Raw genomic sequence first — 13,112 nt, 5'->3', positions numbered from 1 at the left:
CAACTAAAGCGCTGTTATTCAGCCAGCACGGATGTGCATGCAGTTATCTCCACCTTCCTCATCCTTTTCCCATGCGTACAATTTTTACCTCCTGTTTTGTTCTGCTGAGCCTGCTGCTCGGCATCGGACCGGTCCAGGCCGATCATCTGCGGGCGCACCTGCTGCTAGGTGCCCAGCTGAGCGGTGCCCAGGAAGTGCCGGCCGTAACGACATCCGCCCGGGGCGTGGTCAGTTTCACGCTCAACCCCGGCAAGGATACGCTCTTCATCAGCGGCGCTTTTGCCGGGCTGAGCGGCCCGGTAAAGGGGGCGCACGTGCACAGCGGTTTCGAGGGCGTGGCCGGTGCCATCGTCACCAATCTGCTCCCTTTCGTGCAGGGCAACCGCATCCAGGGGTTTCTGACGGGCACCGACCTTGACCGCGCCAAACTCGACCGGTACCTGCGGGGCGGTTACTACATCAATATCCACACGGATGCCAATCCGGGCGGCGAAATCCGGGGCCAGATCAGGCTGGAAAAAGATGAGGAGTACACGGCCGAACTGCTCGGCAGCCAGGAAGTGCCGCCGGTCGTTACCAACGCCAGCGGTTACGGCACGTTCAGCCTGTCCCAGCAACAGGATAAACTTAGGTTCCGGGTCATTTTGTCGGGCCTGAGTGGGCCGGTAGTAAACACGCACTTCCACAAAGGTGCCGCCGGCACCTCGGGGGCCGTCATCGTCGATTTGAAGCCCTACCTGAGCGGCAACGTGATTGAGGGGGAGATTACGCCTACGGCTGAGTTCCTGGCTGCTCTGGCCATCGGCCAGATTTACATCAACGTGCACACGGCCGCCAATACCGGCGGTGAAATCCGGAGCCAGCTGGTGCGGGAAGCCCGGTTTCTGAACCATGATGCCCGCCTGGACGGGGCGCAGATGGTGCCTGCTACGGCTTCTGCCGCCAAGGCCGTGGCGTTTTTTCAACTCAACACCACCCTCGATACCCTGCTCGTTAGCGTGGCCCATACCGGCCTGAGCAGCGCCCCCCTAACCCTGGACCTGTACGCGGCCAACGCCGGCCAGGCCAACGGGCCTACCCTGCGTATTGGCTCCCTGAATCTGGTGGGGGCACCCAGCGAATTCGGTTTCAGAATTGTTAGCCCCGGCATTGCGCTCGTCAACCTCTTCCTGACGGGAACTGTGAATATGGTGCTCACCACCACTGCCAACCCGGCCGGCGAAATCCGGGGGCAGGTGTACCGGCTGGCCCGCGAAGGCTACACGTTTGGCATGTCGGGAGCCCAGGAGCGGCCCACTCCGGTGGCTACGGCCGGCTACGGGGCCGGCTTCGTGTCCATGGACCGCGACCAGTCGAACGTGCACGTGGCGGCTTCCTGGGGCGACCTGAGCGGTGCGGCTACGGGCGGCCACCTGCATACCGGCCTCAGCACCGAGAGTGGCCCGGTGGTGTTCGATCTGATGCCGTTCTTCAACGCGGCCACGCCCCCCAACGCCCTCGATGCCTACTGGAACGCCACCAACGCGAGCCCCAACGACGCCCGCCCCTTCACGTCTCGCCGCGCCCTGCAATTCCGCCGCGACAGCCTGTACGTAAACCTGCATACCGTTGCCAAACCCGGCGGCGAAATCCGGGGGCAGGTAACGCGCGACTTCCGTAAAGTGAACCTGGTGCTGGCTACGCAGCCGGCAGTAGTGGCCGCCGAAACGTTCGTAGCTGCTCCCAACCCGTTCCAGAATGAAGTGCAGGTGCGTTTTCAGGCCCGGGCAAGCGGTTCGGGAACCATCCGCGTAACCGACCTGCTGGGGCGCACCATCCTGACCCGTTCCCTGGCCGTACGGCCCGGAGCCAACACCACCGAGCTCCGGATTTCCGGAGCCAGCGGCATGTACGTGCTGACGCTGGATGTTGGGGGGAGCCGGGTAGTGAGCCGTATCACCAAACAGTAAGCGCCCGGCCCTGGCTGCCCCGGATGATTCTGCTTTTTTTGTTGGGTAAAATGTTGGTAATCAAGCCAAATCAGCGGCGCTGGAAATAATTTTCCGGCCGTTTGCAACCTTTTAAAGACTGTTCCGCCTCTTGTTCGTGTAGACACTTGAAGTTGTTCAATCAGACTACGTTGACGGTAATGATTCGAGCTTTTGGCCTGATAATTGTCAGTGGAAATTTGAAAGAATAGTTTTTTAGGTGTTTTGGTTGTGGAAAAGGGGCGGACCGTTGGTTCGCCTTTTTTTATGCCCTCTTACTGCCTATGAATGCGGCTTTTGACTCTCACAACTACTTTTAAACCCTCATTCGAAAGTAAGCGTGTGCTGTGGAGGGACTACTGTTGTTGACGATGCTTGCCCCGCTGCCGCTTAATAACACTGAAACTACGACTCTGGAGGCCGCTGTTGCCAACGGGCCACACCTAACGGATGCGGCGGCGGGCGCAAGCCGTGCTGGGACACCACTGCAAAACGTTGCCCGACGAACTGGCCACTTTGTTTGCCTTGGGCTGTAATACGGCTGGCATCTGGCTGCGCCTTTAGCAAGAACTGGGAGTAGCCGGCTTAGCTGAAGGCCAGCGCTCGGGCCGGCCAGCTAAGCCGGCTACTCCGGTAAAAAAAATGTAGAGACTTGGCCTTTGTGCACAGTTTTAATCGTGAATATCCGCAGCACCCTCAAGTTTTGCTACTTCACTACTTTGCAGCATTTATTGTTTGAATAGCTCTTTCCAGCACCTCATCATGTTTGGCACGAACACCTTCAACTGTAGGCTGGACATTTACTTGCGGAACAATACCTACCCGCTGGGTTTCCCGGCCATCGGGGTATAGGACACTTAAGCCTGAGAAACGGGTAATTAAGTCACCTGGAAGCGTAATTTTGGTTACATTACCATCTGCGCCAGCCGTAGTGGAACCCATAATGGTGGCTCGGGGGTTGGCCTGCAAGGCCATCGCCATATACTCTGCCAGGCTCAACGTGACTTCATTTACCATCACCACGACTTTGCCCATGTAAGGCATAATAGTGGGACTGATTTCCAGTGGCTTAGTTTCAATCATCCGCCCTGGATATGTTAGATCCGGCATGGTGAATTTGGCAAAGGCTGTAGGCTGCGTTACAAAATGGGTAGGCAAGAGCCGAAAAACTGCGAAATCGGGATAAGTGCGCAGGTCCAAAATTATCCCCTGGGTGTCTTTCAATGCCTGCATGGCCACCGGCACCTGCTTAGCTGTGAGCTTACCTAGGTGCACGTAGCCAATATTATTAGACAAAACTTGATAACTGCTGTCCTTTGGTGTCAAGGCCGGATCAAGGGGCGCTTTGCTTAAATCTGCTTGTTGGTAACGGGGCACCAAAAGCCGCTGCGGCCTACCGGCTCGTAGCACTTCTATCTTCCCCACTGGCGTATTGCCCCGCAGAAGGTTCTGACCTATAGCAGCTAGTAGCGCTGCTTCGTTTGATGCCGAAATCAAAGGACGTTGCCGTTTGATGAGGTCCGCAACGGGTACACCGTCTACCCTCGTAATTATGTCGCCTTTTTGCAAGGGACACTGGGCGGCCAAGGTAGTAATAGTAGCCTTAGCATAAACGGGTTTGCCACTAATGAAGCTGACTAAGCCCGGAGTGAGATAGTCACCCCAAAGGTGGGTGAGGCCCGCTGTTTTATCTGATAAAGTAGCGTGCGTGTCGTGAATACGGGCCGTTAGTTCCAAGATGGCTAGGCGGTAGGCTTCGCCCGTATTCGCGGCCACGAAACGCGGGATAAAGGCCGGTAATATTTCGTTCCAGTCTTCGCCAATCAGGTGTCGATCCGGGTAGAAATACTGAACCATATTCCAATAGCGGAACAAAGCTAGTAGGCGTAAGCCTACATCAGGAGTCGTTGGGGTCGCGTAGGCTTGCTCGTGGGTAAACACAGCATTGCCAGCCGAGCCAGCGGTTACATAGTAGCCGGGGCCTTGATGACGGTTGTCGCGTAGTTGAATGAGTTGCTTGCTGAGCTCTGGACTGAGCTCTGGACTGAGCTGTTGAAGATGAGTAATCCAAGACAGATCAACTTGCTGTTTCACGGGCAGGTTAGGCAGCTCGGCGCACTTGGCACAGGCAGGAACATCACCTAACCCCAATAGCCAAGTACTGAGCAACTGGCTCCGCTCGGCTACTGACGTAGCCGCCGCAACCTGGGGCAACAGGCGAAACAGCTCCGTGTCCAGATCGTATTTGCCCGCCCCCACAGCGGGGTGATAATATTTGACAAAGCCCCAGACTTTGCCCAGTACCGCAAGATGATCTATTTGCTTGGCAGAGATGGGGGGCAAAATAACGCCCGAGTTCCAACGCAAAGCCGTATTCTGGGTGGTAGCTACGGATGGCTTGATCGAAGGGGACTGCGCGCGTGACGGGCTGGTAAGCGCAGTAATTAGGAATACAGTACCAATATAGGCGCGGGATTTCATGGAAGCGAGTTTAAAATGATTGACAAAATACTAAACAGCTGTGATTCGGAAGAAGTAGTGCAAATGCACTAGCTATGTACTTGTGGTGTATTGGGGTTCAATCTGGGGCGGTCCAGTAAAAACGGACAGTGCGCTAAGATAGGTTGAGATTCAAGTCGCGTTCAAATTGCTGGGGCGAGCGGTAGCCGAGGGCGGAGTGGCGGCGCTCCAAATTGAAGTAGGTGTCGAGGTAATAGGCGACCTCCAGGCAGGCCTCTTCAAGACTAGCAAAGACGGTTCCGTGGGGCAGCCGTTCGGTTTTGAGCGTACTCCAGCCGGCTTCCGCCTGGGCGTTATCGTACGGATCACCCGGTCGGCTAAAGCTGACCACCGCACCGGCCTGTTCGATGCGGGCCCGGCAAGCGGCGCTGGAGTACTGGCTGCCGCAGTCGGCGTGGATAATCAGGCCCGGCGCGGGCTGGCGCAGCGTCAGGGCCTGTTCCAGCGCATGCAGGACGAGCTCAGTCGGCATCTGGGCCGCCAGGTTCCAGCCCACGACCCGGCGCGAACAGGTATCGCGCCACGTGGCCAGATAGCACCAGCGCCCGCCCAGCAGGGGTAAATAGGTGATGTCGCCGACCCACACTTGGTCGGGGGCACTGGGGCCGGGTTGACCGAGCAGCCGGTTTTCAGCCACCACGGCGGCCGGGTCGGCCACCGTCGTGCGGGGACGCTGAGGACGCGTGCTCAGCGCCCGTAGCCCGTTTCGGCGCAGCCAGGAGCGGAGCGCGTAGCGACCCACGGCGTGGCCTTCGGCGCGTAATTCGGCCCGCAACCGCCGCGTGCCGTAGCGGCGCGTATGGTGCGTAAACGCCGCCTGCGCTGCTGGCTGCCAGGTCGCAGCCGGTTGGGCCGGGCGCTGCCGCCACTGATAATAACCGGCTGTACTGACGGTCAACAAGCGGCAGAGCAACTGCACGGGCCAGGGCTCGGTGCAAGCCTGAATGAACTGGTAGCGGTTCATGACGGAGGCGGTTGCGCAAAGATGGTCACGACTTTTTTTAACATATCGCGCTCCATTTCCACGCGCCGCAGTTCGGCGCGTAGCTGCTTAATTTCGTCGCGCTCGGCGCTGCTGGGCACGGCGGCTTTTAGGGCCTCGTGCTGCCAGCGGCCGAGCAAGGCCGGCGAAATGCCTTGGGCGCGGGCCACGTCCGTCTGTCGGGCTCCGGCCCGCTACCTGGCGCACGCACTCGGCTTTGAAAGCGGGCGTATATTTCTTGCGCGTGGCAGGCAAGCCACTAAGATTCAGTTTCTCGGTCATGGGCAGGGGAAGGTAGGACTTCTCACTGTCCGTTTTAGCTAGACCTCCTCAGTATCGTGCCTCTCGCCCCTGCAGACTAGCGGTCAATTGCTTGGCGGAGATTATAAAAGAGCTTTTCTAGCAATCGGCTATCCCTAGTGATAATTTCTCCGGTTGCCATCATCCCCTGGCGATAAGTGATATCGGTTCCGTACGCAGTGCGTAAGCCATGGGGAAAACTCACTTTAGCCAGAAACGTGTTGCGTCGGTTCGGAATTCTGGATACAAAAGTTAACGTTCCGGCCACAGTGCCATATTCCTGATAAGGATATCCTGCGAATTTGATAATCACCTTTTGTCCTACTAGGACCTTGCCTAAGTTTTGTTGCGGAATTAGGGCTTCGGCAAAGTAAGCACTTGAAGAAGGCGATATATAAAATACTTCCTGATTTGCCGTTAGTGTCTGATTGTTCTCCACCAGGGTCGAAAAGTATACCTGCCCATCCAGGGGAGCAGCCAAGATATAGCGCGCTTTCCAGGCATCTACGCTACTACGCAATGTATTAACCGCTTGGACCATAATGCCGCGCTGCTCGTTGGTTAACTTATCAAGTTCGAGAAACTCTTTTCTTTTCGCTGCTTGGCTCGTGAAGTTCTGGAAGATGATGGATTCTGTTTGTTTCAGTAACATCTCTTTGCTTAAGAGTCGGCTTTCCTCCCGCCGAAAGTCTGCTGCTGATATTACTTTTTGGTTGGCTAAATCCTGCTGCGCTTTAAAATCACGAACGGAAATAGCCAAGTCTTGAGCTACCAAATCTCGTTGCTCCTGTAAGTTGTCGGCTATCTTGACTAGATTGACCAAGTCAGCCTGGAGCATCGCACGCTTGGCAGTGTAGTAACCGTTCTGTTGATAATCCAAATACTGCGTAAGGCTTTGTTTGAAAGCTTGGAAATCAGGTTGTAGCTCCCCCAGCTGTGTAAATGTTTCACTCCTGTCTTTGGTTTCTTCGCTCAACTGGCTTCTGTTCACTTGTGTGTACAGCAGATCCAGATAGTGAGCAAAGGCCAGAACTTGCTCGTGGTTGGCTGTACTTTCCAGGTAAGCCAACGCTTGCCCTATCCGGACCGAATCAGCTTCCCTGACCATCAACTGAACAAGCTTACCTGTAATCTTGGAGTTGACTGGTTTAGGAGCATTACGCGCCGTGAGTTGTAGCGGTACAGTGATTGTATCCGGATACTGAATGTACCAGCTGAGTATTACCGCTCCGAGCAAAATCAGTACTAGTAGCGTAGTACCCCATTGCACTAGCCACGATGGAACACTGCTGATAATATCATATACCTCATCACTGTGATGATTCTCCTCATCATACTCAGGTGTTGAGTAGCGCGTACCTGGCATAAGAAGAGGCAATGTATGTAGTGAAAAAGAATGCACAGCGGTTACTGACCGAGCTCCAACTGATTCTTAATTAGGGTGTAATAGTAATTGCGAAGCGCGACCAACTCCTCGTGCGTGCCTTCTTCTACGATCTGGCCACCGTCCATCACAATAATTTTATGTGCGTTGCGAACAGTGCTGAGCCGGTGTGCAACAACGACTACCGTTCGGCCCTGAAAAAACTGTTCCAAATTACGCATAATAACACTCTCGTTGTTGGCATCCAAGGAGTTGGTCGCCTCATCCAGAAAGATAAAGTGGGGGTTTTTGTATACAGCCCGCGCAATCAAAATTCGTTGCCGCTGGCCTTGGCTCATGCCATTACCTTCCATTCCAATCAAGGTATTATAACCTAGGGCTTGGGCATCAACATAAGACTGAATGTTCGCTACTGTAGCCGCGTATAGGATACGCTCCTTATCTGGGTTTTCTTCCCCCACGGCAATATTGTAGGCAATGGTATTGGAGAAAATATAGCCATCCTGCATGACGACGCCACAATCGCCCCGCCAATTTCTGTGGCTGATATTCTGTAACCCGATACTGCCAACGCGGATGTCGCCGGCCAGTGGCTCATAGAATTTGAGCAGTAACTTGAGAAGGGTAGTCTTGCCGCTACCACTAGCGCCCACAATAGCTAGGGTCTGCCCCGAGGGAATAACCAGACTAACGCTACTGAGTACCGGTTCGATGCTGCCAGGGTAGCGGAACGAGACATCTGTGAGCGCCAGGCCTTTGTCGGCCGGCAATTGGGTAAACTGCTGACTGATAGTTTCCTCGTTATCGAGCGTATGAATCTCATTTAAGCGCTCCATGCTAAGCTTCGCGTCCTGAGTAGCCTGCATAAAGCTGATAAGTTGCTCGACGGGACTGTTCAGTTGGCCAATAATATATTGGATGGCCAGCATACCCCCCAACGTGAGGTGTCCATCTATCACCGATTTAGCCGCGAAGAAAGTAATGAAGATGTTTTTGCCTTCGTTGATGAAAATAGCACCTGTCTGCTGGTACTGGCTGAGGGCCAAACCTTTGATATTTAATTTAAACAGTCTTGCTTGGATTCTTTCCCAGTCCCAGCGGTTCTGCATTTCGGAATTGGAAAGCTTGATTTCCTGCATACCCTGCAACAGCTGCACCAACGTGCTTTGGTTGCGGGATGACGCGTGAAAGCGCTTGATGTCCAAGGATTTGCGCCGGCTCAAAAATATCAATACCCAGCCTGCGTACAAGGCGCTGCCAAGCAAGAAAATAAGAAATACCTGGATATTGTAAAGGGCTAGTACAACGCCGAAGATAAGGAGGTTGAACAGGGAAAAAACCGTGGATAGGGACTTCCCAGTCAGAAAGTCTTCTATGCGCTTCTGATCCGAAAGCCGCTGCATCAGGTCGCCCATCATCTTCGTATCGAAGAAGGCCAGAGGCAGCTTCATGAGCTTGGTCAGGAAATCGGAGAGAATCGACAGATTCACCCGCGTGCTAATGTGCAGAATAATCCAGCTACGAATAAAGTCTACCGACGTACGGCCAGCAAAGACAGCGAGTTGGGCACCTAGAATCAGATAAACGAAGTTTAAATTGTTGGTATTGATCCCAATGTCAACTACAGCCTGGGTCAGAAAGGGCAAAATCAGCTGCAAAAAACTGCTCATTAGCAATCCCAGTACTATCTGCCACAGCAGGCGCTTGTACTTATGAGAGAGCAAATACCCATACAACTGCCGAAATCCAATGGCACTGGAGGCCTGGGCCTCGTCTGCCTCGAAAAAGGCGTTTTCGGGCTCTAGTAGCAATGCGATACCTTCGAGCTGCGTACCAGACTGAATTCCGGTCCAGGCAGCCATAAATTCCCATAGTTGGTAGGTAAGCAAGCCGCGGGCCGGATCGGCGATGTATATCACGTATTCCTTACGCGTAGAGGCTTTGCCCATCCACCGTGCTGCGCGGCTAATCAGCGACTCTTTCGCAATTATCTTATAAAGGACTACAAAATGGTTCTGTTCCCAATGTAAAATGCAGGGCAACGGAGCTTCAGTCAGTAGAGTTTGAAAGTCGAGCTTTGCCCCGTACGTATGAAAGCCCAACGATTCAGCCGCTTCACTGATGCCTAGCAACGATACTCCTTCTCGGTGCAGTTGGCTGCGGTCGCGCAGGGTTTGCAGACGAATGGAGCGGCCATAATATTTGGCTACCATCCGCAGACACGTGGGTCCGCAATCCTTGGAATCGTGTTGCTTATAAAAAGGAAAGGAGGACATAGTGATTTTGAGGGCACTGAACGGTACCGTGGCGACGATAGTGTTTGATTCTGGAGGGGCAACAAGGCTAGCTAGTCGTGCTGCTTAGTGTATTAATGGGGAGGCTGGCTTCTTATCTGTCCTTGCTTTCTGGGACGCATAGTTTTGGAAGAGCAAATCGTATAGTACCGTTTCGTACATGCGTTGCTTCGATCGAAAAAACCGGTTAACCGTCATGTGGATATAGCTGCACAACAAGTCGTCCAGAGGCACGGATAAGGTGGCGGCCTGCTGCCTGGCTAGTATACGCTTTACTACCGGGTGCCAGGCTCGGCTGCGTTCTGCCAATACTAGCAAAGCCGGGTACAGCTCACTACTCTCATCCAAGCGAGTATTTAAGATGCTTTCGACGGCGGCTCTATTTTGGCGAAATTTGGTGCCATACTGCTTTTTAGCAGCTGCATGCGTACTATTGAACTCCGCCTTAAAGCTGGCCTGAAGCCGGTTCAGCAGCTGGTATTTACGGTTAAGGTCGTACCCAAAATCTTCGAGTAGCGTGTCGATACTACGGAGGGCCAGCAGCCACCTGACCCTGTCGCCATCGTCCGTGCTGAGTAAGGCCAGTATATTGACCATGGCTCGGCTGTCGTGGTAAAACAATGCCTCGGAGTCCATAATATTCTCATTGCCATAGCGCTCTAACTCGCGGGTGTAGGTGTCGGTTTGGATAGTTTTCAGCAGCCCAGTTTCTAAGTAAGGTGCCAGCAGTTGGGAGAGCTCCCGAATCACTATGCCATAAAATGCTGCCTTGCCCTTGAACCGCACTCGCAGGTGATGATGAGGATCAGTGTATCGAATAAAAAACCATTGATCCACGATATCCGCCGCCGTGAGCCGCTCCGTGAGGGGTGAAATTACTTCACTGAGCATCTCGTCGGCCGTGTTTATGCCGCAATAGAGCTTTAAGTACAGCCATTCTGAGCCAATTGAAAACTGGCGTGTGGGCACAGACTGCACCATTGGGGCAAGCACTTCTCGTGCTGTGCCTGGCTTTTTGGTGAAATGTAGGGGAATCAGAATCTCATTGGTGAAGTTGCCTTCCGGCCCGCTTACAGTAAAATGGGGGCTAGTAAACAAACATTCTTCCACCACCATATTTCCCTGGCTAGGAAGCAAAGATTGAAATAGCGCAATCGAGTATTCGTTTTCTAAGTCAATAGGAAGCTTGTTGTCGCCTTTACCCGATACGAGCAGTTGGGGCAGCCGCCGTGCCGCCCGGAGTGTGTTGATGGCTGCCTGAAGCGCGGCCCCCCGCGCAACGCGGATTGGCTGTAGTTCCACTTGTTTTAGCACCCACTGGGCACTGGCCAGAATTGTACGCCGGTAGATTACGCGGGGTAGAAACTCGGCGTGCTGTAGACTTCCCCAACTCCAGGCCAGCGACGACGTGGTACCATGACTCTGGAGGTCGCAGAGAAAGCGGTATGCGGGCAGGGTATTATGGGAGTAGTTATGGGCCGAACTCAGACGCGGAATTACCTGCCGGTTCAGCTTTTTGGAACGTAGTACAATTTTCCCTCTGCGCACTGCCACCATCAGATCTTGCAGGGGCAACGTATGCTCAGCATCCACTCCTGGCTGGGCCATAATTGGAATCTCATACTGCCTAAGTACAGGGCGCGTTGAGACATTGCCGATGCGAGCTTGGTTAATGTGAACTATTTCCGCAAAGACTGCCTCGGGATATTCCGCCTCCTCCGCCTGCAGTTCAGTACGTACGGCAGCTAGCAGATCGGAGCTGAGATGGCAAAAGCGCCCCAGCAAGTTGGCCGAAGACGGTCCTCCTATAAAGCGACATGCCAACGTGGCCTCATCCGCCGCTTGACCGTCAGACTGGAGCAGAGCCCCGCTAAAAAACATGGCACTGGGCAACGGATTATGATCTTCCTGTTGGAGCCCCTGCACATCCGCGTCTACAATTTCCAGAGTTGTGCGGCCTTGCTGCAAAGTAGTAGCGTATTTTTCAAGAACCAGTTGGTGCCACGCAGACCAGGAGAAAGTAGTGGCTTCCGTTTTGGCGGTGCCGAAATACAAATCTTCCAACAACGGGGTGTAATCTCCTGTGTACACGGGAGTAAAAGGATAACCCAAGCCCATTTCCACATCTAGAACTTCGGAAAGCGGCACCTCCCGCTGCTCATAGCGGGCTAGGAAGGCCGTGCAGAATTGCTTGACGTTGATGTTTTCTTGAGTGGGTTGAATGATTCGTAACAGTTTCGTCACGTTGCGTATCTCTTCCTGAAGGTCTCGGCTGACAGTGGCAACCGTGCTGGTCTTATACAGGTCTACCTGAAAAAGCTGGTTGGGCTCGAAGTTTACGTTGAGCGCCTGCACCGAATCTCTCACCTGCTCGTACAAGAAAGTAGCTTCACCTGCCGGCGCCGTATCCAACTGCGTTAGCTGGCGGCAAACGTCTTCCAAGTGCCGAGCAATGGGTTGCCCGCTTTCGGTTCGCTGTAAGGTGTCGATTAAGTGTTGCATGAAATTGCCTGTCACCAACGGCTCTAATCCACTGAGTAATACTTGCGCATCAATCAGGTCATCCAGAAAAGCTGTTGTTTCTTCCAAACATAGTTCATCGTCGACAAGAGCAGCAGCCAATGTGGTGGGTAGCACACCACCGGTGGCAGAAGCATCAGCCAGGAGTTGCTCTAAATGGGGAGATCTATCGACGCTCACTAAACCATGCGTGCGGCTCTTCTGATGGATGCTATATTCTACATAACGATAGCGCCCCCCAACTGTATAGAGTGTATTATTCGGGGAAAACGGAATCTGTTGCCGCAGGTTGAGGTCTTGAGTGATACTCGTTGCCAAGGCGCAGAGGTAGTCCATGTCCAGGCGGGTCCGTCGCTGGGCCTGACTAATAGAATTCAGGTGAAACTGAGTGATTTCGCCCCAATCAGCTTGGGTAATACCGGCAAAGAGACCGAAGGGGGTGCATCGAAACGACATGCGCAGCAAGTATTTTCTGAGCGTTAGCTCCAGCTTCTGCTGGCCTTTCATGCTCATCAATTTAGGCTCAAAAAGCCATGTTGCTACCATTTCAGACAGGGCTGGAGATGCCAGAAATAGCGCTTCCTGCAATAAGGGACTCTGGTACGCAATTCGTAGGGCTGATGTAGAGAGAGCATTACCCGCAGCAAACGGCAGTGAAGGGGTACGAAGAACCAGGAAAGGGGGAAAGCTTAATTCTTGATCCATGAAGCAATATTCTTGCGGCAGACAAAATGGGAAGGAAGAGGTGAGACTACTTCTGAGTCTGCCCAGACTTGGGTGAATAGGCTAAGGTAAGGCGGTTTTCTGACTTCTAGAGCAAATTTGAGTTGGTGTACAGAGTCGTTCTGACGTTGCGCCTTACCCCCCGGCCCCCTCTCCCAAAAGGATAGGGGAGCCTAACGAACGCAGGTTGTACACCAACTCGGAATTCGCTTCTCCACTCCGGTTTTACCTGTTCCCCGAGGGGTTTGGCGAATTAGATTCGTCACGAAGTACACTAGGAACTGTTCTCAATTAAGAGCGTTGTATTTTCCATGAATGCAGACCGCACATTATTAACCGATTCGATGTGGGCGGAATTGTCCCCCCTTTTACCTGGTCAAGCCGGCTGCGTCGGCGTGACGGCCAAGAACACGCGCGGCTTT

6 protein-coding genes and 1 pseudogene are annotated in these 13,112 nt (G+C 53.7%); 1 reads left to right on the top strand and 6 read right to left on the bottom strand.

Going from position 1 to position 13,112, the window contains the following annotated elements:
- Nucleotides 1–71 precede the first annotated feature (71 nt).
- Complete coding sequence (locus D0T11_RS17260) at nucleotides 72–1,949, top strand: CHRD domain-containing protein (protein WP_119657055.1); 1,878 nt, start codon at nucleotides 72–74, stop codon at nucleotides 1,947–1,949.
- A gap of 732 nt (nucleotides 1,950–2,681) precedes the next feature.
- Here the strand turns inward: D0T11_RS17260 and D0T11_RS17255 are convergent.
- The 6 genes and pseudogenes from D0T11_RS17255 to D0T11_RS17230 all read right to left on the bottom strand — a co-directional run bounded on the left by D0T11_RS17255 (nucleotide 2,682) and on the right by D0T11_RS17230 (nucleotide 12,672).
- Nucleotides 2,682–4,448, bottom strand: a complete 1,767-nt coding sequence (locus D0T11_RS17255) for a S41 family peptidase (RefSeq protein ID WP_119657054.1) — start codon at nucleotides 4,446–4,448, stop codon at nucleotides 2,682–2,684.
- Nucleotides 4,449–4,581: 133 nt separating this feature from the next.
- Nucleotides 4,582–5,451 (bottom strand): IS3 family transposase, encoded by an 870-nt coding sequence (locus D0T11_RS17250; RefSeq protein ID WP_119657053.1) that lies wholly within the window; start codon nucleotides 5,449–5,451, stop codon nucleotides 4,582–4,584.
- Nucleotides 5,448–5,648: pseudogene (locus D0T11_RS17245) on the bottom strand (hypothetical protein); the annotation flags it as partial. The gene D0T11_RS17250 and the pseudogene D0T11_RS17245, both read right to left, overlap by 4 nt.
- A 179-nt stretch (nucleotides 5,649–5,827) precedes the next feature.
- Nucleotides 5,828–7,135: an HlyD family secretion protein gene (locus D0T11_RS17240; protein ID WP_119657051.1), complete on the bottom strand. Its 1,308-nt coding sequence runs from the start codon at nucleotides 7,133–7,135 to the stop codon at nucleotides 5,828–5,830.
- Nucleotides 7,136–7,176: 41 nt separating this feature from the next.
- On the bottom strand, nucleotides 7,177–9,429 hold the full coding sequence (locus tag D0T11_RS17235) for a peptidase domain-containing ABC transporter (protein ID WP_119657050.1): 2,253 nt from the start codon (nucleotides 9,427–9,429) through the stop codon (nucleotides 7,177–7,179).
- Between the two features lie 84 nt (nucleotides 9,430–9,513).
- Nucleotides 9,514–12,672 (bottom strand): lantibiotic dehydratase, encoded by a 3,159-nt coding sequence (locus tag D0T11_RS17230; protein ID WP_119657049.1) that lies wholly within the window; start codon nucleotides 12,670–12,672, stop codon nucleotides 9,514–9,516.
- Between the last annotated feature and the right edge of the window lie 440 nt (nucleotides 12,673–13,112).

Source organism: Hymenobacter rubripertinctus, from assembly GCF_003583925.1.
Classification (GTDB): Bacteria; Bacteroidota; Bacteroidia; order Cytophagales; family Hymenobacteraceae; genus Hymenobacter; species Hymenobacter rubripertinctus.
This window is presented reverse-complemented; position numbering and strand designations above follow the sequence as displayed.